Genomic DNA, 22,484 nt, shown 5'->3' on the forward strand with positions numbered 1-22,484 from the left:
TCAGCCGTGCGCGCAAAAAAAACCGGGGCATTGCCCCGGTCTCATTCCCTCGCGCCAGCCGGCTTATTCGACCTTGGTCAGGGTGATTTCGTACACCAGGCCCGAGTTCCCTGGAATCGGACCGTTGCCGGCAGGGCCGTAGGCCTGGTTGGACGGGATCAGGACCGTGCGCTTGCCGCCGACCTTCATGCCGATCACGCCCTGGTCGTAGCCAGGAATGACGCGGCCGCTACCGATGACGTAGGCTGGCAGTTCGCCTTTCTCGAGCTCCTTGCCCTTGAAGTTGGCCGCCTTGTCGTCGTACAGCCACAGGACGTATTGGGTGGTGACGCGCTTGCCGGTAATCGCCTCGGCGCCGGTGCCGACCGTGATGTCGGTCTTCGTCAGCGTTGCCGGGCTGCTGACGACAGGCTTGTTGTCGTCGCTGCCGCCACCGCCGCAGGCGGTCAGGGCGAGCATGGCGGCAAAGGCGGCGATCAGGGGGAACTTCAGCTTCATGGGGTGTCCTCGACTGGGAAAGGCAAATAAGGTTTGTGTAACGCAACCTCGTACCTTATCGAATCAGTCCCATGAAACTGTCTGGAATTTGTCTGATAATTGTCGCGCCGGCATCTGCGATGAACGTGCTCGTTCCGCGACGCTCAGCGACGCGATGCGATATCGAGCTGGTCGAGATAAAGTGCTAACGGACTGTACCAGTGCGTCGACGCGCTGAATGTTGAACTGAACAGGGCCCGCACAGCTCGCGGAAGGGCAAAGCGCTTGTTGATCAATCGTGATGAGGGGCGAAGCAGCAGGCGCTTGGCTACCTGTTTGCCAAATTCTGAATGAAGCCGCATGAAGTCTGGCGAATCGGCTCGCTTACCCTTGTCTTCATATGGAAGACCTGCATGCGCGGGATATGCGCGACTTATGGTATCTGTATGGAAGGTATGATCGATCAGCATTTCTACAGGCAGTCCGGTAAGGAAGTCGTAGAGATCATGATCCAGGAATGGCGCATACACCGTTGGCACATCTCCCATTAGGCCATATGGCACCAAGGCAATCTCGCGTCGTGTACGGTTCCAGAAGAAGAACGATCCGACCGGATTTGGACTATCCAGATGCGTCTTTACTTCTTTCTCCAGATGGCTGATAGCGAGTTCCAGGCTTGTGCTCCGGTATAACTGCGGCGCGAGAAGATTGCTGAGTTTCTTCTCGGCTTTGCTAAGGAGCTGTGTTGCGATCTCTTTGGGCGAACCGTTCTGGAATAATCGCAGGCGCTCCTCTGTCAGAAACACGCTTTGAGAAAGAACATCTCCTGCAATACCGTCATAAACAACACGATCTCGCTCGCGAATATTGGATACTGTCTCCAGATACCAGGAGTGTTCATCGGTGCAATAACTAGTCAACGGATTTTTCGCCGCTTCCGCTTTGTAAAATGAACCGGATTGCTCAATGATGTCATGCTTCAAGCCGAATTCTTGCGTCAGCATGGTAGCGATGCGCGCATCTTCGTTTCCCCGTGGCGGGAAGTGGAGTGCGGTAATGCAGCGACCAGGCTTATGCCCTTGGCGCAGCAGTTCAAACAAGATATGTCGTGAATCGCGCCCTCCACTCAATGGCACAGCGAAATTCGCATCGGAAGGAGCCCGCCGGGTCATCGAACAGCGGAAAAGTTCGTTATAGGTGTCGAGCGCAGATGTCCGGGATTCGCCACGACTGGGGGCGCCACGGGCCCTGATCGCGCGTTCAAGACGTAGCTCACCATCCCAACTCAGTGTCGCCGCTGGCGGCAGTGCGCGGATGTGGCGGAAAGGTGTATCTTCGCCGATAAAAAAACCTAGCCTGAAGAATACAGACAGCGCTGTTTCATCCAGTTCGGGACTGGCACCGGCATTGAGAAGCTGATCGATGGACGAGGATATCGCGAATTCCCCGTCGCGCGAGTAATAAAAACCCGGGAACATCCCGTAGCGGTCATTGCGCGCAGTTAAGCGCTTCCCATCCCAATTCCATTCGACGTAAATGCCATCGGGATTACCTGATTTTCGTGCGATCTGGTGCCCAAGAGCACAATGCGCTTTTCCCCGAGCATCAAACCCTTCAGTCAGCCGTTTGACGTGGAAAAATGATTCGTTCATTCCAATATCCAATTCATGAAAAGATTGCTGCGCAAGTTCTATATCACAATCCGTTCAATGATCCAGTCTTGCGATGCCCGGTCGAGCCCGCTAAGGCAAGCTCATTGTTTTCGCGATGCTGCGTTTTTTAGATCATGTGCCTGGTGCAAGAATCCGCGCGTGTGATGGTAGTGGAAGCGCGCCTTGAACTTGGCTTCACGATCGCCACGCAAGGTTGCCAAGGCGATTTGCAGCGCATGATGCATTTTTTTCGTATAAAGCCAGCGGGGTACGCCAAACAATGTGGGGAAATGCGTCAGATCGCCGGTTTCCAGACATGTACCTCGTCCTCCGCGGAAAGCGCGACCCAGGCAAAACTCCTCGGTCAACTGGTGCGGACGAATAAAATGGTTGACTCGCGCATTGTTGCAGAACCAGGCTTTATGGCCTGCGGCGACGACACGTTTATTGAATTCCGTCTCGCTACCCATAATGTAGTTACCGCGGTTTGGTCCTACATTCGGGTTGAAGCGGTGTCCAGCTTTGAATACTTTGCGGCGCACCGCCATATTCGGCCCCCATATGGCGCCAGGCTGAATCGGGCCATCGCTGAAATTGGTGATTGCGAACGCTAGCCCAAGTGGAACGTGACGCAGTACCCAGTCAGGAGGTGGCGCGCCCCAATCGGGCAATATTGCACCGCCAAACAAGTCATAGTCAACGTTCTCCAGCATACAAGCCTGCATCGCAACAAGCCATTCGCGCTCAGGCGTGGCGTCATCGTCTGTCATCACGAACAACTCGGCGGCCGGCCGGCGTTGGAGGGCCAGCTCAACGCCACGGTTGAGCGCGGCGTTCTTGCCGCTTCGCTCCTGATGAACGTATTCGATCGGCAATAATTTTGCGTACGATTCGACGATCGAACGGGTCTCGTCATCGCTCCCGTCATCCACCACGATGGCCGACCACCCGCCTGCAGGTTGAGCGAGCTTCGCATATCCTTCTAACACTTTTGGCAACGTCTTGGCCCCGTTGCACGTCGCCATAATAATGATCATGGACAAGATTTATCTCCTATAGTCACCTGAATCTTCGTGAGTGTGTGGCCTGAACTGATCACTGTCAGCCGCAAGGTAGTGAGGAGGGGCGGTTTCGGCTTCAAGTCCAGAATGCGGCACGTGTCTTCAGGCCAGGTAGCAGGAATCGCCGTACTTACCGCTACCCCTGGAACCTGGTTGGCACCTCATGCAGATACGCTTCTGCTTCACTCTCACGAAAATGATGGCGTCAGGCATATGCAGTTTTGCATGACCATACCCAAAGGTCTCCCTGACCATCGGTAAAAAATTGTCAACAATCTTAGCATTTTTCTGCCGGGTGATCTTTCCTGGAGAAAATCATGTCAACTAGCCATTGTTCTGCCCGACATCGAGCGGCACAGACCCTGTGATCGTGGTGCCGCCATGGCCATGCATGCAGACTGCCGGCAGGCTGGCGGTCTACTCAGATCTCGATCTGCGTGCCCAATTCGATCACCCGGTTGCTGCGGATCTGGTAATAGTCGGCCGCGCTGCGCGCATTGCGCGACAGCGCCACGTACAGGTGCTCGCGCCATGGCGCCATGCCGCCGCCCGGGGCCGAGATCACGGTCTGGCGCGCGATGAAGAACGAGGTCTCCATCATCTCGAACGACAGGCCGAGCGCGCCGCAGCGGTCGAGGATGTCCGGAATGTCGGGCTCGTCCTTGAAGCCATAGTGGATGTTGAGCTGGTAGCAGTTGTGGCCCAGGTCGACGATGTCGATCTGTTCCTCGAACGGTACCCACGGCTCCTCGCGCATGTGCACGGTCAGGAACACCACCCGTTCGTGCAGCACCTTGTTGTGCGACAGGTTGTGCAACATCGCATGCGGCACGCCGTCGCTCTCGCCGCGCAGGAAGATGGCGGTGCCCGGCACCCGCGTCGGCGGCGCCACGAACAGCGATTCCATGAAGGCCTCCAGCGGAATCGCATGCTTCTGCAGGTTCTCGAACACCAGCCCGCGGCCGCGCTTCCAGGTCAGCATCAAGGTCAGCAGCACGCCGCCCATCAGCAGCGGGAACCAGCCGCCGTGGAAGATCTTGGTGGTGGTGGCTGCGAACAACATGAGATCGATCGCCAGGAAGAAGCCGGTCGCAGCCAGGCAGACCCACAGCGGCAGGCGCCAGCGATAGCGGGTCACGAAGAAGGTGAGTACGGTGGTCATCATCATGGTCGCCGTGACCGCGATGCCATAGGCGCCGGCCAGCTCGTCCGATGAGCCGAAGCCGACCACGGCGATCAGCACCACCGCCAGTTGCAGCCAGTTGACGGCCGGGATATAGATTTGCCCGATCTCGCTTTCCGAGGTGTGCAGGATGCGCATGCGCGGCAGCAGGCCGAGCGCGATCGCCTGCTTGGTCATCGAATAGGTGCCGCTGATCGTGGCCTGCGAGGCGATCACCGCCGCCATGGTCGACAGGATCACCAGCGGGATCACACTCCAGCTGCCGAGCTGGTGGTAGAACGGATTTTCCACCGCGCCCGGGTCGGCGATCAGCAGGCCGCCCTGGCCCAGGTAGTTCAGGGTCAGCGCCGGATAGGCGATCAGGAACCAGGCCATGCGGATCGGCTTGGCGCCGAAGTGGCCCATGTCGGCATACAGCGCCTCGGCGCCGGTGATCGCCAGCACCACCGCGCCCAGCGCAATAAAGGCCAGCAATTTATTGTCCAGCATGAAGTGGGCCGCATGCCAGGGATTGAGCGCATTCAGGATCTCGGGCGACTGGACGATGTTGACGATGCCCATCGCGGCCAGGGCCAGGAACCAGACCAGCATCACGGGGCCGAAAAAGCGGCCGATGCCGGCCGTGCCATGGCGCTGCACGCTGTACAGGGCCACCAGCACCACCACCGCCAGCGGCACCACGTAGTGCGACATGCCGGGCGCCGCGACTTCGAGGCCCTCGATCGCGCCGAGCACCGAGATCGCCGGCGTGATCACGCTGTCGCCATAGAACATGGTGGCGCCGATGACGCCGATGGCCAGCAGCGGGAAGCTCCAGCGCGAGTTGCGCGCCACCGAGTTGGTCGCCAGCGCCATCAGGGCCATGATGCCGCCCTCGCCGCGGTTGTGCGCGCGCAGCACCAGGGTCACGTACTTGAGCGAGACGATGACCGTCAGGGCCCAGAAGATCAGGGAGATGACGCCGAGGATATTGGGGGTGTTCAGGGGCAGGCCGTGGGTGTCGTCGAACACCGCGCGCAGCGTGTAGAGGGGGCTGGTGCCGATATCGCCGTAGACGATGCCGACCGCGGCCAGGGTGAGTGCCGCCAGGCTGCTTTTCTTGCTATCTGATGTCAAGATTACACCATCGCTTTTGTATTGGTGCGGCGCACCATAAAATAGTGGCTGGAAAAAAGCAAGAATATTTCGTGGTGCATCATACACCCGTGCAAAAAGAGGCACGCTCCAGCAGCCATGTACATATTCAGGGATAATGTCATCCCTGCAATCCAGCCCCCATTCCCATGCGTTCCGGCATCATTTACGCGGCCCTGGCCTTCCTCTGCTGGGGCCTGTTCCCCATTTATTTTCACGCGCTGGACGGCGTGCCGCCGCTGCAGATCCTGGCGCACCGCATGCTGTGGTCGCTCGGTTTCCTGCTGATCGTGCTGGTGCTGCGGCGTCAGTGGAAATGGCTGAACGTGGTGCGCCAGCCGCGGGTATTCTTCAGCTTCGTGCTGTCGGCCGTGCTGCTCAGCGCCAACTGGCTGGTGTACATCTGGTCGGTCACCAACCACCACGTGATCGAGGCCAGCCTCGGCTATTTCATCAATCCGCTGGTCAATATCATGCTGGGCTACCTGATCCTGAAGGAGCGCCTGCGCACCGTCCAGTGGGTGGCGATCGCGATTGCCGCGCTGGGCGTGGCCTGGCTGACCTGGCAGGCCGGCACGGTGCCCTGGATCGCCCTGTTCCTGGCGTTCTCCTTCGGCAGCTACGGCCTGCTGCGCAAGACCGCGGCGCTGGGCGCGCTCGAGGGACTGTCGTTCGAGACCATCGTGCTGTTCCCGCTGGCGGCCGCCTACGTCATCTGGCTGACGGTCCAGGGCCAGAACGTGTTCATCAATACCGACTCCGACACCATCCGCGTGCTGCTGGTGATGGCCGGCCCGCTCACCGCGATCCCGCTGCTGCTGTTCGCCAGCGGCGCGCGCAAGATCCCGCTGTCGATCCTGGGGCTGCTGCAATACCTGTCACCGACCCTGCAATTCCTGCTCGGCGTGTGGCTGTTCAAGGAGGCGTTTACCGCCGACCGCCTGGTCGGCTTCGCGCTGATCTGGAGCGCGCTGATCCTGTTCGCCGGCGAAGGCCTGCTGCGCCGGCCGCCTGCACCTGCACCTGCGAAAACCTGATCGCGCGCAGCACCCGCACGGGATTTCCAGGCCTCGGCCAAGAAATCCTGTGTCGGGCGCGGGTTCTGTCGTATCCTGTGCACCTTAAACAACACCAGAGTCAAAGCATGGCCAATTACGTCTATACGATGAACCGCGTGGGCAAGATCGTCCCGCCGAAACGTCAAATTCTTAAGGACATCTCGCTGTCCTTCTTCCCGGGCGCCAAGATCGGCGTGCTGGGCCTGAACGGCTCGGGCAAGTCGACCCTGTTGAAAATCATGGCCGGCATCGACACCGACATCCAGGGCGAAGCGCGCCCGATGCCGGGCCTGAACATCGGCTATCTGCCGCAGGAACCGCAGCTCGATCCCGAAAAAACCGTGCGCCAGGAAGTCGAATCCGGCCTGGGCGAAGCCTTCGAGGCGCAAGCCAAGCTCGAAGCCGTGTACGCCGCCTATGCCGAAGAAGATGCCGATTTCGACGCGCTGGCCAAGGAACAGGAACGCCTGGAAGCGATCATCTCGGCCTCCGACGGCGGCAACCTGAACCTGCAACTGGAAATGGCCGCCGACGCGCTGCGCCTGCCGCCATGGGACGCCAAGATCGGCGTGCTGTCGGGCGGCGAGAAGCGCCGCGTGGCGCTGTGCAAGCTGCTGCTGTCGAAGCCCGACATGCTGCTGCTCGATGAACCGACCAACCACCTGGACGCCGAATCGGTCGAGTGGCTGGAGCAATTCCTGCTGCGCTTCCCGGGCACCGTGGTCGGCATCACCCACGATCGCTACTTCCTCGACAACGCCGCCGAATGGATCCTGGAACTGGACCGCGGCCATGGCATCCCATGGAAGGGCAATTATTCGTCGTGGCTGGACCAGAAACAGGCCCGCCTGAAGCAGGAAGAATCGACCGAATCGGCGCGCCAGAAGGCGCTGCAGAAAGAACTCGAGTGGTCGCGCCAGAATCCGAAGGCGCGCCAGGCCAAGTCGAAGGCCCGCCTGGCCCGCTTCAACGAACTGTCCGAATTCGAATACCAGAAGCGCAACGAGACGCAAGAAATCTTCATTCCCGTGGCCGAGCGCCTGGGCAATGAAGTCATCGAATTCAAGAACGTCTCGAAAGCCTTCGGCGACCGCCTGCTGATCGACAACCTGTCGTTCACCGTGCCGCCAGGCGCCATCGTCGGCATCATCGGCCCCAACGGCGCCGGTAAATCGACCCTGTTCAAGATGATCGCCGGCAAAGAACAGCCGGACAGCGGCGAAGTCGCAATCGGCAAGACCGCCCACGTGTCGCTGGTCGACCAGCACCGCGACGAGCTGGCCAACAGCAAGACCGTGTTCGAAGACGTCTCGGGCGGCGCCGACATGCTCAGCGTGGGCCGTTTCGAAATGCCGTCGCGCGCCTACCTGGGCCGCTTCAACTTCAAGGGTTCCGACCAGCAAAAAGTCGTGGGCAACCTGTCGGGCGGTGAACGCGGCCGTCTGCACCTGGCCAAGACCCTGCTGCAAGGCGGCAACGTCCTGCTGCTGGATGAACCGTCGAATGACCTGGACGTCGAAACCCTGCGCGCGCTGGAAGACGCACTGCTCGAGTTCGCCGGCAGCGTGATGGTGATCTCCCATGATCGCTGGTTCCTGGACCGCATCGCGACCCACATCCTGGCCTTCGAAGGCGACTCGCAAGTCACCTTCTTCGATGGCAACTATCAGGAATACGAAGCCGACAAGAAGAAGCGCCTGGGCGAAGAAGGCGCCAAGCCGAAGCGTATCCGCTACAAGCCGCTGACCACCTGATAAGTGGACAGAGTGCAAGCGCTTGTTTCGTAAGAGAAAGCCCGCCTTGGCAACCGCCATTTGGCGGGCTTTTTACTAGCGGAAATGGAACGGGGTCAGAATGCAAAATATGTAAAACTGTTTGCGATCAGGACTACCGGAAGCTCGTCGACCGCAGCCGCTTCGTGCGCGCGGCGCTGGCCAGACCATGCTCAATTGCCACAACGGTTACCGCAATAACCGCGTCCCCGGCGGGACTTTCTTTTTCACAGTGCGCCTGCTCGACCGCGGCAGTCACCTGTTGACCGAACATATCTCCGCATTCGGCGAAGCCATGCGGCTGGCGCGTGCGCGCCGTCCTTTCCACGTCGACGCCTGGGCAGTCCTGCCCGATCACGCGCATGCGATCTGGACCCTGCCACCGGGCGACCACGACTGTTCCAGCCGCTGGCGCACCGTCAAGATCGCGTTTTCAAAGGCGCTGCGCAAGACCGGCCAGTGCGGGGTGGACGATGGCGCGCTCTGGGAGCGCCACTACCGCCACTACCGGGTCGGCCAGGACGACGATTACACGGCCCTGGTCGACTACGTCCACACCGACGCCGTGCGCCACGGCCACTGCCAAGAGCCATGCGACTGGCCTTGGTCGTCGCTGCATCGCTTCATCTCGGCCGGACATGCGGCGCCCGAACCGGCGATCATCGTGCCGCCGTGGGTGCAGCGGCCGCAGGGGCTGGCGCTGGCGCGGCTATGAATGCCTCCCGCGCACGATTCGTTTAAATTTTCGTACCGATAACAAAAAAGGCCCCGAAGGGCCTTTTTCGTTCACTACACGCTCTGCTTAGAACGAGTATTTCGCGCCGATGGTCAGTGCGTTTGGACGCACGCCGAAGTCGCGGGTGCCGCCGAAGCGTTCGTATTCGGCGATCACTGCCACGTCCTGGTTGATGTTGTACTGCACACCCAGGGCGCCGTAGGCGTTGTTGTCGCTGTCGCGACGGTTCAGCGACGCGTTGACCGCTGCCAGTTCGTTCACGTCATGCGACACGCCCAGCTTGGCGTAGCCGACCAGCTTCTCGGTCAGTGGCGAGCTGAACTTGGCGGCGACGTAGGTCGAACGGCCATCGACCTGACCGCTGGCAGCCACTGGGCCCAGGGTGTAGTAGATGTCGGCGCTGCGGTAGTCGGTGTGGCCGACTTCGACTGCCCAGTTCGGGGTGAACTCGTAGCCGCCGAACAGCTTGGCCGATGCCTTGATGGTATCGATGTCGGCGCTGGTTGCACCTGGGACGCGCGATTCATAATCGGTGGCCACCGCACCGACGCCAACATAGGCGCGTGGGGTGAATTCTTGTGCCTGGACAGCCGAGACAGCGGCGGTGGTAGCGAGCAGTGCAACGATCAGCTTTTTCATCTCAATTCCTCTTCTTGTTCATCTGGCTCGTGATTCCCAACGAATCGCGATGTGATCAAGATAGCACTGGCGGCAGAGCAAGTCCGTGCCGATTCCGTAAGAACTGTAAGAAAGTGTAACTTAATGACCGGCTGGTTATTAATATTTCCGCGTGGATCGATGGGGTTGCACGCAGTTTAGACGATTTTCCTGAAAGTTAGGTTGACCCGCGCTTGTAACGTGCGTGTCATCTTATTGATGCCATGCAACCAATATTCCTGTGTTTTACCGCGCATCAGCAACAGACTGCCGTCCGTCAATTCTAGTCGCACAGTCTTTTTGTTGTATTTATGCTTCAGGATAAAGGTGCGGGCAGCGCCAAGGCTGAGCGAGGCGATGGCCGGTTGCGGTCCCAGTTCCGGCTCGTCGTCGCTGTGCATGCCCATGCTGTCGCGCTCGTTACGGTAGAGATTCAGCAGGACGCTGTTGAAGCTGTGCCCTGTCGCCGTTTCGACGACCTTGCGCAGGGTGTCGAGCAGCGGCGTGAACGGCGCCGGCTGCAGGCGCAGGCCGGAATAGGTATAGGCCGCGTCGCCATACCAGGCGCTCAGGCGCGGCTGCAGGTGACGCTTGCCGTACACCACCACCGTTTCTTCGCGCCAGTCGGTTTCGCGCAGCAGGCGCGCCATGACCTCGGCATTGGTCCAGGGCAGCGGGAGCTGGGGCATCCAGGCGAGATCGCCGTCTTCGAGCGGGATCGGACTCAGCAAGGAGTCGTCGGCAAATAAATCCATGGTCAAACCATACGCAAAATTGACGGCTATGATGGTGTACTTTCCACCACACCGCATTCTCGCATGGACAAACGCCATTTCCTCGGCGCCGCAGTATTGGCTGGCGCTGCGCCGGCCTTCGCCAGCCGCAGCACGGGTACCGCTGCGGCTCCGGCCGCAGGGCCCACACTGCTGACCATCACCGGCGCCATCACGCGCAGCAACCGCGGCGCCATCGATCCAGCGCTCGACCAGATGATGGCCAAGCAAAAGCTGGCGTTCGACCGCGCCTATGCCCTCGATTTCGCAGCCCTGGCCGCCCTGCCGGCGCGCACCATCCGTCCGACGCTGGAATATGACGGCAAACCGCACACCCTGCGCGGACCGCTGCTGGCGGACGTGCTGGCCCAGGCCGGCGCCAAGCCGCGCGATGCCGCCAAGGTGCTGATGCGGGCGGTCGACGGCTATGCCGCCGTGCTGGAAATGCGACAGTTACGAGCGTGGAATTTCATTGTCGCCACCCACCTGGATGGAAAACCGATGCCGCTGGGTGGGCTGGGGCCGCTATGGGCCGTGTATGACGCCGACCGGGTGCCGGAAATGGCGGCGCTCCCGGTGGCGCAGCGTTTCGGCGCCTGCCCATGGGCCTTGTATCACCTGGAAGCGATGGCCTGACCCATATTCAGGCGGCCGGCGCAGGCTTCAGGCGTAGGCTTCCGCCAGGCTCATCACGCGCGGCGCCACCTTGATGCCGACGTTGCCGAACAGGGCGTCGATGGCGGCCAGGTTGGCGCTGCATTCGTCCGCCTTCCAGCCCTTGAACATATCGGTGCCGTCCTTCTGGAAATGCAGGTCGAGCACCTTGCCCTTGTCGCGGTGCACATAGTTTTGCTGATGGACGTTCTGGAAACCCAGTTCGGCCAGGCCGGCAAGCACGGTGTGCGGCGGATTTTCCGGGTCGGTGGCCAGGAAGACGCCGAAAGTCTTGCCTGGCGGCTTGGCTGCGACGTCGACCTCATAAATCCCTGGCGCCTTGGTCACACTCGTGCTCTTCAGAAACAACATATTGTTCTCCTGGCGCGCCAGTGACCATCAGGACAGGACGCGCGATGCTAATTAGTAGTAGTCCTCAAGCATATTTCCATACGGGAACTTTGTCGATCTTTGTATTCGCTTTTTTCGCTTTAGCGCATTAATAAGCCGAAAACTGTGGCGCCGATTAACGCGGCGCAAGCCAGCATGCCCAAAATGAAGCCGGCTTCGCGCTTTGCCGGGTCACGGTAATAGCCAATCGCATACAGGATGCGGCCCAGGCACCACAACAGGCCGCCAGCCGCCGCCCACAGGTCGCCCAGGAAAGTGGCGCACAGCCACAAGGGCACCAGCACCAGCGGCAGCATCTCCAGGGTATTCATCTGGACACGGTGGGCGCGCTGGAAGGCTTCGGGACCATCCATCGATGGCGCCGGCACCTTGTAGCGCACGCGGGCATAGCCGGCGACGCCCCAGGTCCAGAAATACACACCGAGTACGGCCAGGGTGGCCCAGGCAGTGAAGAACATTGTGTTTTCCTTATTGTCTTGAAGTCATGAGGCGGCGTGCTTGCGCCGCGCCAGGTCGGCCGTCAGCGGCACCAGCGCCTCGTACAGCCTGCCGGTCGGCTCGTCCCAGTCGAGCAGGGCCTGCTGCTGGCGCGCCACGGTCGCGTGGTCGCCGCGCGCCACCGGCCCGCTCAGGGCCGCCGCCGGACCGAGGCGGAACACGTTCGCCATGGTCTCGCTGGCGAGCGGCCGCGCCAGTTCGCGCGCGATCGGCTCCGGCACGCCGGCCGCCTGGTAAGCGCGCAGGGCGGCGTCGAGTACCGTGGTCAGGTAATTCGACGCGAACACCGCCGCCGCGTGATAGACCGTCTTGGCCGCGCCATCGATGGTCACGAGGCGCGCGCCGATCGTCTCGAACGCCGGCGCCAGCAACGCCAGCGCCTGCGCTTCGCCTTCGATGCCGCAGAAGGTGCCGGCGAAGTCGCGCGCCACGGTGTCGGGATCGGCGAAGCTGCGGATCGGATGCACGCTGGCCACCAGCGCCCCTTTGTCGGCAAGCGCCTGCAACTCACTCGACGCCTTGGCGCCGCTGCAGTGGAATACGACCGCCCCCTTGACCTCATGCGCCTGCGCCAGTGCGGCCGCCATGGGCGCGATCTGGTCGTCGTTCACGGCCAGCAGCCAGATGTCGGTCGGACGCAGTTCCTCGATGCCGGCGCAGGCGCGGCCGGCGTCGATGAAATCGACCGCCGCCCGGGCGCTGGCGGGCGAGCGGGTCAGCACGTCCTGCACCACGCAGGCGCCGCTGGCCGCCAGCAGGCGCCCCAGCACCTTGCCGACGTGGCCGGCGCCGACCAGGTTCAGGGTCGGCGTCACCTCAGAAACCCGAACCCGGTGTGGCCAGGTAATCGCGTTCTTCGGGCGTCGAGGCGCGGCCCAGGATCGGGTTACGGTGCGGGAAGCGGCCGAAGCGCGCGATCACGCCGCGGTGACGGTGCGCGTAGTCGAGCTGCTCGTTGAAGCCTTCGTGGCTGGCGGCCAGGTCGGTGAACAGCTCGACCGATTGCTCCTGGGTGCGTGCGTCTTCCGCGTGCTCGAACGGCATGTAGACGAAGACACGCTCGAGCGGCGACAGGGACAGGTGCCCGCCGGATGCCACCAGCTGGCGCGCGGCGTTCAGCGCCAGGGCGTCGCCGGCGAAGGATTCGGGCGTGCCGCGGTAGGCGTTGCGGGTGAACTGGTCGAGCACCAGGATGCGCGCCAGCACGCCGCGCGGGCCCTCTTCGTCCCACTCGCGCAGGCCGCCGGCGATCGCATGGTCGATCGCGGCGCCGAAGCGTTCGCGAACGGCGGCATCGAACGCTTCGTCCTTGCGGAACCATTCGGCGCGCTGCTTGCCATGGCCTGGATCGGAAGGCGGCAGGAACCAGAAATCGAGAACTTCTTGTGCGTCCATTGGAAAAACCCCGTTTGGAATTGTTATTGGTGTTGCGAGATTGAAGCGCGGCTTTGTTAGTTACGTGCGTGCGACAGCTGGAACGAATCGACGCCGTCGAAGGCGGCCAGTTCGCGCGCCAGTTCCGACAGCGGCGCGCCGGTCTTGCGCGACAGCGCCAGCGCCACGAAGCGCCATTCCTGGCGCCCTTCGTCGCTGCTGATGGTCAGCGAGCTGCCGGCGATCTCGTAGCCGCGCTCGAGCGCCACCTTGCGGATCGCGTCTTCGCGCGGCATGAATTCGGGCCGGAAGCGCATCCGCACCGCCACCGCGTGGCGCGACGGCAGGAAGGTCTCCAGGCGGTTCAGGTAGATCATGATCATCGCCGACAGGAAGGCCAGGCCCATCGCGGCCAGATAGAAGCCGATGCCGATCAGGATGCCGATCGCCGACGAGGCCCAGATCGAGGCCGCCGTGGTCAGGCCGCTGATATTGAAGCCGTCGCGCATGATGACGCCGGCGCCGAGGAAGCCGATGCCGGTGACCACGCCCTGGATGATGCGGGTCGGATCGATCGGCGCCAAGAGGCCCGCATGGCCGCCGTACCACAGGTCCGGATAGCCGGCCAGGATGGTCAGCGCGGCCGAGGCCATGCACACCAGGCCATAGGTGCGCATGCCGGCGGCGCGCCCGTGATAGGCGCGCTCGTAGCCAACCAAGAGGCCAAGCAGCAAGGCCCCGACCAGGTGCAACAGGATCAGGCCATTGGCAAACAGCTCGTGCTTCGACCAGTAGGCCGCGAACAGGTTGGTTTCCGTCATGCGCGCATCGTGTTCATGGTCGGCGGGCGGTCAGGGTTTTTTCTTGACCAGCTGCTTCTCGAACGCCAGGTCGTTCTTGCTGATGCGCGGCTGCTCCTGCGGGCCCAGGCCCTTGACGAAGGCGACGAAGTCGTCGAGCTCCATCGGTGGGCACAGCGGCGGGCTGCCGGGCGCCTCGGACAGGTAGAAGTGCCCGTCGCCGGTGCGCGCCATCGAGTACAGATTGTTCCCGGTGCGCTGCTTCAGGCGCTCGACGGCGGTGCTGGCGCGGGTGGAACGTGAGCTGGCCATCAGATCGCCTCCGTGCGCTGCATCAGCCACTCGAATGCCGGGCCTTCGACGTGCGGCGTCAGGCGCGCGCGCACGGTCGCGTGGTAGTCGTTCAGCCACGCGATTTCGTCGGGCCGCAGCAGGCTGCGATCGATGGGGCGCGTATCGATCGGGCACAGGGTGAGCGTTTCGAAGCCGAGATACTCGCCGAACTCGGACGTCTCGACGTGCTGGTTCAGCACCAGGTTCTCGATGCGGATGCCCCAGCGTCCCGGACGATAGATGCCCGGCTCGATCGAGGTGATCATGCCGGGCTCCATCGCGGTATGCGGCTCCGGCGGCACCGCCGGCGAAATCGTCTGCGGGCCTTCGTGCACGTTGAGGAAGTAGCCGACGCCGTGGCCGGTGCCGTGGCCGTAGTCGATGCCGGCGGCCCAGATCGGGGCGCGCGCGATCGCGTCCAGCATTGGCGCGCGGGTGCCGCGCGGGAAGCGCGCGGCCGACAGGTTGATCAGGCCTTTCAGCACCAGCGTGTAGTCGCGCATCTGCGCGCTGCTTGGCGTGCCGACCGGGATCACGCGCGTGATGTCGGTGGTGCCGCCCAGGTACTGGCCGCCCGAATCGATCAGCAGCAGGCCGTCGCCTTCGATGACGGCGCAGGTCGCGCTCTCGGCGCGGTAGTGCATGATCGCGCCGTTGCTGTTGAAGCCGGCGATGGTCGAGAAGCTGGCGCTCACGAAGTTCGGACGACGTGCACGGCTTGCGGTAATGCGGGTGTCGATGTCGACTTCATTCAGCGGCGCGCGCTTCGGGTCCGCCAGCAGCGGCTCGAGCGCGGCAAAGAATTCGCACAGCGCCGCGCCATCCTGTTCCATCGCGGCGCGCACGTTGACGGCCTCGCTTTCCAGCTTGCGCGACTTGGCGAAGGTGGTCGGGTTGATCGCCTCGACCACGTTCACACCCTGCGCCACGGCGGCGCGCATGCCGGCGGTGACGCGGCGCGGATCGAGCAGCAGGGTCGCGCCTTCCGGCAGCGATTCGAGCGCGTGCACGGCGTTGGCGTACGGCGCCAGGTGCACGTCGTCGGCTTCCAGGCGGGCGCGCACATCTTGAGGCACCTTGCCTTCGAGGACGAACAGGGTCGCGTCGCCGTGGCCGATCAGCGCATGCGCCAGGAACACCGGGTTGAAGCTGACGTCGGCGCCGCGCAGGTTGAACAGGTAGGCGATATCGTCCAGCGTCGAGATGAAATGAAAGCCCGCGCCATGCGCTTCCATCGCTGCGCGCGTGGCGTGCAGCTTGTCGGCGCGGCTGACAGTCGCGTAAGGCGCGACGTGTTCGAACACCGGTTCAAGCGGCAGCGACGGCCGCTCGCTCCAGACTTCGTCGAGCAGGTCGGCATCTAGACGCAGGGTCACGCCCTTGGCGGCCAGGGCATCTTTCAACAGGCGCGCGCCGGCCAGGCCCAGCACGCGCGCATCGACGGCGGCGGTCTGGCCGGCGGCCAGGTTGGCGGCCAGCCAGTCGACGTGCAGCTGGCTCGCGGCGCCCGGGATCTTCATCAGGGCGATTTCGGAGCCGGCCAGTTCGGTCTCGGCCTGCGTGAAGTAGCGGCCGTCGGTCCAGACGCCGGCAAAATTGGCGGTGGCGATGAAGGTGCCGACCGAGCCGGTGAAACCGGAAAGCCATTCGCGGCCCTTCCAGTGGCCGGGCAGGTATTCGGACAGATGCGGATCGCTCGACGGGACGATATAGGCGTCGATACCGTGGCGCGCCATGGCGGCGCGCAGTTGCGCGAGGCGGCCTGCACGGGCGGCCTGGAATTCGTTATGGGACATGGCTAGGTGCGTCGGTTTGGTTTTCCAAGCCACGTATCATACGCCGCAATCCTCTTGAATGGCCAACGGGACCGCACGCCTCTCACGGATGACGCATAATGGCCGCGCACTCAACTGAACTGAAGACCATGCACGAATTCCACCATGAGCGCGCACGCGCACTGCTGGCCAATGCCACCCAGATCGTCGAACCCGTCGAAGTCAATGCCGCCGTGCGGCGCGTCGCCGACGAACTCAATGCCCGTTTCAACGCCGAGGGCGCGGCCGAATTCCCGCTGGTGCTGGGCGTGATGGGCGGCGCGGTGGTATTTACCGGCCACCTGCTGCCGCAACTGAGCTTCCCGCTCGACTTCGACTACATCCACGTGAGCCGCTATGGCGACGAAGACCGCGGCGGCGAGATCGTGTGGAAGGTGATCCCGCGCCAGAACGTCGTCGGCCGCAAGATCGTGGTGGTGGACGACATCCTGGACGAAGGCGAGACCCTGGCCCACGTCAAACAGCGCCTGCTCGACATGGGCGCCGCCGAAGTGATCGTCGTCGTGTTCGCCGACAAGGACCTGGGCCGCGCCAAGCCGATCCAGGCCGACCTGGTGGGCCTGACCTTGCCGAATAAATTCGTGGTCGGCTTCGGCATGGACGTGTATGGCTACTGGCGCAACCTGCCGGGCCTGTGGACCATTCGTCCGGAAGACCTGAAGCCGGCGGATTGAGCGTTACAGCGCCAGCCTTGCCCGCGCGGCGTCATACTCGCGCTTGAGCCGCTCGACCATCTCGGCCACCGTCGGCACGTCGTCCATCAGGCCCACGCCCTGGCCCGCGCCCCAGATGTCGCGCCAGGCCTTGGCCGCGCCCGAGCCGAAGCTCATCTTGCTCTTGTCCGATTCCGGCAGATTGTCCGGATCCAGCCCGGCCGCCACGATCGATTTTTTCAGGTAGTTGCCGTGCACGCCGGTGAACAGGTTCGTGTACACCACATCCGCGGCGCTCGATTCGACGATCGCGTCGCGGTAGCCGTCGCTGACGTTCGATTCTTTGGTCGCCAGCCAGCGCGAACCGATGTAGGCGAAATCGGCGCCCATCGCCTGCGTCGCCAGGATCGCGTCGCCGGTCGCAATCGATCCGGACAGGGCGATCGGCCCCTTGAAGAACTTGCGCACTTCGCCCACCAGCGCGAACGGCGACAGCGCGCCGGCATGGCCGCCGGCGCCGGCCGCCACCAGGATCAGGCCATCGACGCCCGCTTCCAGCGCCTTCTCGGCATGGCGGATCGAGACCACGTCGTGCAGCACGATGCCGCCATACGAATGTACAGCGTCCATCATCTCGCGCGGCGGCGCGCGCAGCGACGAGATGATGATCGGCACCTGGTGCTTCACGCACACCTCGACGTCGTGCGCCAGGCGGTCGTTCGATTGATGGACGATCTGGTTGACCGCGATCGGGCCCACTTTCGCGCCCGGATTGGCGGCCGCGTACTCGGCCAGCTCGCGCTGCAGATCGGTCAGCCAGGTGTCGAGCAATTCGGCCGGACGGGCATTCAGGGCCGGGAAGGAACCGACGATGCCGGCCTTGCACTGGGCCGCCACCAGGGCGGGACCGCTGGCGATGAACATCGGCGAAGCGATGACGGGAAGGGACAGGTCTTGCAGCACGGCGGGCATCGTCATGGACAGCTCTCGGTGGTTAGTTGACGAGGCATTATAGCCCCGAAAAAAGAACGATCGTGCTAGATCGATGGTGATAGACCCCTTCCTCTAAAGATCGAGCAACATCTCTCCCTCGATGCGCGCCGCGCCGGCGCGCACCAGCGCTGCGGCTGCCCACTGCGCCAGTTCGTCGGCATCCAGCCCCAGCACGGTCGGGCGCACCTGCTCGACCAGCGGAATCGATGCAAGCAGGCGCGGTAGCGTTGCTACGGCAATCTTCCCACGCTCCAGCAACAGGAACTTGAGCAGTACCTTGACCGCGTTGCGTGCATTGCGTTTCGGGTCGACCGCCAGGTAGTCGAGGCGCGCCCTGGCCCGCGCCAGCGCCGCATCGACGTCGCCGAACACCGGCCCGTGCCCGGGAATGACGACGCGCGGCGCCAGGCTGTCGATCAGGTCGAGCGTGGCCCCGACCTCGTCGAAACCGGGTTCACCGGTCAGTTCCGGGAAAATCACGCCAAAGCCGTCCTGCCACAGCGCATCGCCCGAGACCAGCACGCCTTCGTCTGCACAAAAGATGAGCAGCGCATGCGGATCGTGGCCGGGCGCGGCCAATACCTGCCAGCGCAGGCCGCCCAGCCACAATACGTCGCCCGGCGCCAGCACGCCGTCGAAGCCGAAACGCGGACATTGCTGGCCGGTGGCGCGAAAGCTCAGCGCTGCTTCGTCCCAGCGCGCGACCTTGTCGGCATCGAGTGCGGGAATCGCCGTGTGACAGCCGTAGGCGGCCTGGAGGGCGGCATTGCCGCCGCAGTGGTCGGAGTGCAGGTGGGTGTTGAGCAGGCGGTCTAGCGGACGATCGCGCAGCAGGTGACGCACCAGTGCCAGCGTCTGCGTTGCGTGGGTGACGTAGCCGCTGTCGATCAGGGCCGTGTCGTCAGGCCCGATCAAGAGGACATTATTCGACGACAGCCAGTTGCGCTCGAGCACATGAACCGACGACGGCAAATGCAGGTCCATGGCGCGCCCTCAGTCGCCGAACAGCGTGGCTTCGCGGCGCCGGATCTCGCCCCAGATCGCGCGCTTCTCGTCCTCGCTGGCATTGCGCCAGGCCCGGATCTCGTCGATCGTGCGCATGCAGCCCTGGCACAGGCCGGTTTCCGGGACCATCTTGCAGATATTGATGCAGGGAGAAGGGACGGGAGTTTGCAGTTCTGGAGCCATTGCCTGGAGCCTGACGTCGATGTGTCGGAGGCGGCATTATCGCGCGTCCGGCAGTCCAGCGCCGTTTTTGCTTGTGAGTCACTATACTCGTCAATACGCACTGTCCCTGGAACAGTGCCGCATCGATTAACCTGCTGCATGAGGTAAGCCATGAACATTCGTTTCATCGTCCTGACCGCCCTGCTGGGCGTTTCCGCCACGGCATCGAGCCAGGTGCTGTCGCCCGATGGCTACGGCAAGATCCAGTTCGGCCAGCGGCTCGACCAGGTCGAACGCAAGCTGGGCCAGCGCGCCACGCCGCGGCCGCTGGATCCATCCTGCCCCATCGTCCGCTTCAAGCGTTATCCACAGGTGAGCTTCATGGTCGAGAACGGCGTGATCGTGCGCGCCGATGCCAAAACGGTGGTGCGCAACAGCGCCGGCATCACGGCGCGCATGTCGGCAACGGACGCCCTGCGCCACCAGCCCGCGCTGCGCAGCGAACGCCACAAATACGACGAGCAAGGCCAGGTCCTGGTCCTGCCCAAAGGCGAGACCAAAGCGTTGATCTTCGAAGCCAGCAAGGGAAAACTGACGACCATGCGCGCCGGCATCAAGCCGGCGGTCGACTATGTGGAAGGGTGTGGGTAATCCGTCGCATAAATACTGCAGCAACAGCCGTTCGGCAACGTTTGACTGGTTGGTGTAAGCTCATGGCCTGAAATTGTGCACTGCACAAAAGGAATGTCATGAAACTCAACCGACTACTGCTGGCGCAAATGCGCGCCGCTACCCGCTCGCTATGGCGCACGGGACCGGCGGCGCCTGCCGCTGCGATGCAGCAAGCCCTCAAGAATGCGGCGGCCATGCAGCGCGTCGCCCAGCGCCAGATGCGCGACTTCGCCGTGCCCGCCGCCGCGCCGTCGACGGCGGTGCAGCCGCCGCGCGAACACCGGCCCGGCATCTTCGTCGACGGCCATCATGTGAACGCCGCCGGCCGCCGCGACTACAAACTGTATGTGCCTGGCAGTTATACCGGCACGGCAGCGCCGCTGCTGGTGATGCTGCACGGCTGCACCCAGGATCCGGACGACTTCGCCACCGGCACCCGGATGAACGTGCTGGCCGAAGAGATCGGCTGCCTGGTGCTGTATCCGGCGCAGAGCAAGGGCGCGAACCCCTCGCGCTGCTGGAACTGGTTCAATGCGGTCGACCAGCGCCGCGACGAAGGCGAACCCTCGATCATCGCCGGCATGACGCGCGCGATCATGGAAACCCATGCGGTCGATCCGGATCAGGTGTATGTCGCCGGCCTGTCGGCCGGCGGCGCGATGGCGACCATCATGGGCACCTTGTATCCGGACCTGTATGCGGCGGTGGGCGTGCACTCCGGCCTGCCCTTTGCCTCGGCCAACGACCTGTCGTCGGCGCTGGCGGCGATGAAGGGCGATTTCCGCCGCAGCACAACGAGCGGGCAGCCCTTGCCGATCATCGTCTTCCACGGCGACCGCGACACCACCGTGCATCCGGCCAATGGCGAGGAACTGGTCGCCCAAGGCGCGCGCCACCTGGCCAGTCCCGGCATGGCCGAACCCGGCCACGTGCCGGACGGCCATGCCTACACGCGCACCCTGTATCCGGACGACGACGGCACGGTGCAGGCGGAACACTGGGTGGTGCATGGCGCCGGCCATGCCTGGTTCGGCGGCAATGCGCGCGGCAGCTATACGGACGGCAAGGGCCCGGATGCCAGCCGCGAGATGATGCGCTTCTTTCGCACGCGGCGCTGAGGTGTCAGCCGGCCTTTGGCGCTGTCGGCACGGGCTGCGCGGCAATATGCGCGCGCAGGCAATCCGGACACCAGCACCCGAGCGCCTCTTGCGGCACGGCCACCGCTGGCGGCAGGGCCGTGCACCAGCACGGTTCCTGTGCGCCATCCGTCATCGCGCATCCAAATTCGGCGCCGCAGCGCGTACAAATACTCATACCTGATAAAGTAACGATTGCTGCCATAAAATACAACAGGACGCCGCCCTTTCCCCGCAAGGTTTACGCTGCCTTTACGACATTGGCTGTAAAATCTCGCGACATTTATTTCGGACCCTCCATGAACGCTCAAGTGACCAGCCTGAACACCGACGACCAACCTGACGACTTGACCGCCGTTTCGACGGCGCTGAAAGCACAGATCCTGGCCGAAGCGCTTCCCTACATCCGCAACTTCCACGGCAAGACCATCGTTATCAAATACGGCGGCAATGCCATGACCGAAGAACGCCTGAAACACGGCTTCGCGCGCGACGTCATCCTGCTCAAGCTGGTGGGCATGAACCCGGTCGTGGTCCACGGCGGCGGCCCGCAGATTGACAATGCGCTGAAGAAAATCGGCAAGCAGGGCACCTTCGTGCAAGGCATGCGCATCACCGACGAAGAAACCATGGAAGTGGTGGAGTGGGTGCTGGGCGGCGAAGTTCAGCAAGACATCGTGATGCTGATCAACCACTACGGTGGCCAGGCAGTCGGCCTGACCGGCAAGGATGGCGGCCTGATCCGCGCACGCCGCATGGCGATGCCCGACAAGGAAAAGCCGGGCGAGTTCCTCGACATCGGTTTCGTCGGCGATATCGAGGCCATCAACCCGGCCGTCGTGAAAGCGCTGCAAGACGACGCCTTCATCCCGATCATCTCGCCGATCGGTTTCGGCCAGGACGGCCAGGCCTACAACATCAATGCCGACGTCGTCGCCGGCAAGATCGCAGAAATCCTGAAAGCCGAAAAGTTGATCATGATGACCAACATCGCCGGCGTGCAAGATAAAGCGGGCAATCTGGTGACCGACCTGTCGGCGCGTGAGATCGACGAGATGTTCGCGGACGGCACGATCTCGGGCGGCATGCTGCCGAAAATCTCGTCGGCGCTGGACGCCGCGAAATCGGGCGTGAACACCGTGCACATCATCGACGGCCGCATCGAGCACTCATTGTTGCTCGAAGTCTTGACCGAACAGGCTTTTGGCACTATGATCCGGTCTCACTAAATTTTTTGTGGCAGAAACAAGCCACGAAAAGTCTTAGTCACGGCGGGCCCTGCTCGCCGCGAATCTACCAGCCCTTGTAGCTCAGTGGTAGAGCACTCCCTTGGTAAGGGAGAGGCCACGTGTTCAATCCACGTCAAGGGCACCATCTCCCCTCCCCTGTTTTATCCCGCTCCATGACGTCGTCATGCGCCACTGGCATAATCGCGTGTTGCATCCTTTGCGAGCC

Annotated in this window: 25 protein-coding genes and 1 tRNA gene; 9 read left to right on the plus strand and 17 right to left on the minus strand. The window is 62.9% G+C overall.

Going from position 1 to position 22,484, the window contains the following annotated elements; translation table 11 throughout:
- Positions 1–63 precede the first annotated feature (63 nt).
- From FVD38_RS11380 to FVD38_RS11395, 4 genes are all read right to left on the minus strand, one after another.
- Positions 64–498, minus strand: coding sequence for an FKBP-type peptidyl-prolyl cis-trans isomerase (locus tag FVD38_RS11380; RefSeq protein ID WP_147934921.1), 435 nt, complete (start codon positions 496–498; stop codon positions 64–66).
- A 143-nt stretch (positions 499–641) separates the two neighbouring features.
- Positions 642–2,129, minus strand: coding sequence for an asparagine synthetase B family protein (locus tag FVD38_RS11385; RefSeq protein ID WP_147934922.1), 1,488 nt, complete (start codon positions 2,127–2,129; stop codon positions 642–644).
- A gap of 101 nt (positions 2,130–2,230) precedes the next feature.
- The gene (locus FVD38_RS11390) at positions 2,231–3,166 is read right to left on the minus strand and encodes a glycosyltransferase (protein WP_229493599.1); all 936 of its coding nucleotides are present in this window, start codon (positions 3,164–3,166) and stop codon (positions 2,231–2,233) included.
- Between the two features lie 445 nt (positions 3,167–3,611).
- Positions 3,612–5,489, minus strand: a complete 1,878-nt coding sequence (locus FVD38_RS11395; protein WP_147934924.1) for a potassium transporter Kup — start codon at positions 5,487–5,489, stop codon at positions 3,612–3,614.
- A 167-nt stretch (positions 5,490–5,656) separates the two neighbouring features.
- On the opposite strand from FVD38_RS11395, the gene rarD reads away from it, so the two are divergent.
- From rarD to FVD38_RS11410, 3 genes are all read left to right on the plus strand, one after another.
- Entirely contained in the window at positions 5,657–6,544 is an 888-nt protein-coding gene (gene rarD / locus FVD38_RS11400) for an EamA family transporter RarD (RefSeq protein ID WP_147934925.1), read from the plus strand.
- 107 nt (positions 6,545–6,651) lie between these two features.
- On the plus strand, positions 6,652–8,319 hold the full coding sequence (gene ettA / locus FVD38_RS11405) for an energy-dependent translational throttle protein EttA (RefSeq protein ID WP_147934926.1): 1,668 nt from the start codon (positions 6,652–6,654) through the stop codon (positions 8,317–8,319).
- Positions 8,320–8,506: 187 nt separating this feature from the next.
- Positions 8,507–9,052, plus strand: coding sequence for an REP-associated tyrosine transposase (locus FVD38_RS11410; RefSeq protein WP_147934927.1), 546 nt, complete (start codon positions 8,507–8,509; stop codon positions 9,050–9,052).
- Positions 9,053–9,139: 87 nt separating this feature from the next.
- Here FVD38_RS11410 and FVD38_RS11415 read toward each other — a convergent pair whose 3' ends face one another.
- Both FVD38_RS11415 and FVD38_RS11420 read right to left on the minus strand, forming a co-directional pair.
- Positions 9,140–9,712, minus strand: coding sequence for a porin family protein (locus FVD38_RS11415; RefSeq protein ID WP_071360926.1), 573 nt, complete (start codon positions 9,710–9,712; stop codon positions 9,140–9,142).
- A gap of 176 nt (positions 9,713–9,888) precedes the next feature.
- Positions 9,889–10,485 carry an alpha-ketoglutarate-dependent dioxygenase AlkB family protein gene (locus FVD38_RS11420; RefSeq protein ID WP_147934928.1) on the minus strand — a complete coding sequence of 199 codons (597 nt, stop codon included), beginning with the start codon at positions 10,483–10,485 and terminating at the stop codon, positions 9,889–9,891.
- A gap of 63 nt (positions 10,486–10,548) precedes the next feature.
- Between FVD38_RS11420 and FVD38_RS11425 the strand changes: the two genes are divergently transcribed.
- A complete protein-coding gene (locus FVD38_RS11425; RefSeq protein ID WP_147934929.1) occupies positions 10,549–11,139 on the plus strand; it encodes a molybdopterin-dependent oxidoreductase in 591 nt (196 codons plus the stop codon).
- Between the two features lie 27 nt (positions 11,140–11,166).
- Here FVD38_RS11425 and FVD38_RS11430 read toward each other — a convergent pair whose 3' ends face one another.
- From FVD38_RS11430 to FVD38_RS11460, 7 genes are all read right to left on the minus strand, one after another.
- Positions 11,167–11,529 carry a hypothetical protein gene (locus FVD38_RS11430; protein ID WP_109345670.1) on the minus strand — a complete coding sequence of 121 codons (363 nt, stop codon included), beginning with the start codon at positions 11,527–11,529 and terminating at the stop codon, positions 11,167–11,169.
- Positions 11,530–11,648: 119 nt separating this feature from the next.
- On the minus strand, positions 11,649–12,026 hold the full coding sequence (locus FVD38_RS11435; RefSeq protein WP_147934930.1) for an MAPEG family protein: 378 nt from the start codon (positions 12,024–12,026) through the stop codon (positions 11,649–11,651).
- Positions 12,027–12,050: 24 nt separating this feature from the next.
- Positions 12,051–12,881 carry a Rossmann-like and DUF2520 domain-containing protein gene (locus tag FVD38_RS11440; protein ID WP_147934931.1) on the minus strand — a complete coding sequence of 277 codons (831 nt, stop codon included), beginning with the start codon at positions 12,879–12,881 and terminating at the stop codon, positions 12,051–12,053.
- 1 nt (position 12,882) lies between these two features.
- Positions 12,883–13,461, minus strand: a complete 579-nt coding sequence (locus FVD38_RS11445; RefSeq protein WP_147934932.1) for a DUF924 family protein — start codon at positions 13,459–13,461, stop codon at positions 12,883–12,885.
- 56 nt (positions 13,462–13,517) lie between these two features.
- Positions 13,518–14,261 (minus strand): MgtC/SapB family protein, encoded by a 744-nt coding sequence (locus FVD38_RS11450; RefSeq protein WP_147934933.1) that lies wholly within the window; start codon positions 14,259–14,261, stop codon positions 13,518–13,520.
- Between the two features lie 30 nt (positions 14,262–14,291).
- On the minus strand, positions 14,292–14,552 hold the full coding sequence (locus FVD38_RS11455) for a hypothetical protein (protein ID WP_109345677.1): 261 nt from the start codon (positions 14,550–14,552) through the stop codon (positions 14,292–14,294).
- Positions 14,552–16,369, minus strand: a complete 1,818-nt coding sequence (locus tag FVD38_RS11460; protein WP_147934934.1) for an aminopeptidase P family protein — start codon at positions 16,367–16,369, stop codon at positions 14,552–14,554. The genes FVD38_RS11455 and FVD38_RS11460 overlap by 1 nt, the downstream gene beginning before the upstream one ends.
- 128 nt (positions 16,370–16,497) lie before the next feature.
- On the opposite strand from FVD38_RS11460, the gene FVD38_RS11465 reads away from it, so the two are divergent.
- Complete coding sequence (locus FVD38_RS11465) at positions 16,498–17,082, plus strand: hypoxanthine-guanine phosphoribosyltransferase (RefSeq protein ID WP_147935000.1); 585 nt, start codon at positions 16,498–16,500, stop codon at positions 17,080–17,082.
- A gap of 3 nt (positions 17,083–17,085) precedes the next feature.
- Here FVD38_RS11465 and FVD38_RS11470 read toward each other — a convergent pair whose 3' ends face one another.
- From FVD38_RS11470 to FVD38_RS11480, 3 genes are all read right to left on the minus strand, one after another.
- On the minus strand, positions 17,086–18,039 hold the full coding sequence (locus tag FVD38_RS11470; protein ID WP_147934935.1) for an NAD(P)H-dependent flavin oxidoreductase: 954 nt from the start codon (positions 18,037–18,039) through the stop codon (positions 17,086–17,088).
- Positions 18,040–18,126: 87 nt separating this feature from the next.
- Positions 18,127–19,038: an MBL fold metallo-hydrolase gene (locus FVD38_RS11475; protein ID WP_147934936.1), complete on the minus strand. Its 912-nt coding sequence runs from the start codon at positions 19,036–19,038 to the stop codon at positions 18,127–18,129.
- A gap of 9 nt (positions 19,039–19,047) precedes the next feature.
- The gene (locus FVD38_RS11480; protein ID WP_147934937.1) at positions 19,048–19,242 is read right to left on the minus strand and encodes a DUF1289 domain-containing protein; all 195 of its coding nucleotides are present in this window, start codon (positions 19,240–19,242) and stop codon (positions 19,048–19,050) included.
- A gap of 150 nt (positions 19,243–19,392) precedes the next feature.
- On the opposite strand from FVD38_RS11480, the gene FVD38_RS11485 reads away from it, so the two are divergent.
- A complete protein-coding gene (locus FVD38_RS11485; RefSeq protein ID WP_147934938.1) occupies positions 19,393–19,872 on the plus strand; it encodes a hypothetical protein in 480 nt (159 codons plus the stop codon).
- Between the two features lie 98 nt (positions 19,873–19,970).
- The gene (locus FVD38_RS11490; RefSeq protein WP_147934939.1) at positions 19,971–21,011 is read left to right on the plus strand and encodes an extracellular catalytic domain type 1 short-chain-length polyhydroxyalkanoate depolymerase; all 1,041 of its coding nucleotides are present in this window, start codon (positions 19,971–19,973) and stop codon (positions 21,009–21,011) included.
- 4 nt (positions 21,012–21,015) lie between these two features.
- Here the strand turns inward: FVD38_RS11490 and FVD38_RS11495 are convergent, their stop codons facing one another.
- A complete protein-coding gene (locus FVD38_RS11495) occupies positions 21,016–21,234 on the minus strand; it encodes a cysteine-rich CWC family protein (protein ID WP_308616807.1) in 219 nt (72 codons plus the stop codon).
- Positions 21,235–21,328: 94 nt separating this feature from the next.
- Between FVD38_RS11495 and argB the strand changes: the two genes are divergently transcribed.
- Together argB and FVD38_RS11505 are read left to right on the plus strand one after the other, a co-directional pair.
- A complete protein-coding gene (gene argB / locus FVD38_RS11500) occupies positions 21,329–22,258 on the plus strand; it encodes an acetylglutamate kinase (RefSeq protein ID WP_147934941.1) in 930 nt (309 codons plus the stop codon).
- 70 nt (positions 22,259–22,328) lie between these two features.
- Positions 22,329–22,403, plus strand: a tRNA-Thr gene (locus tag FVD38_RS11505).
- Positions 22,404–22,484: the final 81 nt, after the last annotated feature.

The sequence above is a fragment of the Massilia arenae genome, from assembly GCF_008014745.1.
GTDB classification, from domain to species: Bacteria; Pseudomonadota; Gammaproteobacteria; order Burkholderiales; family Burkholderiaceae_D; genus Telluria; species Telluria arenae.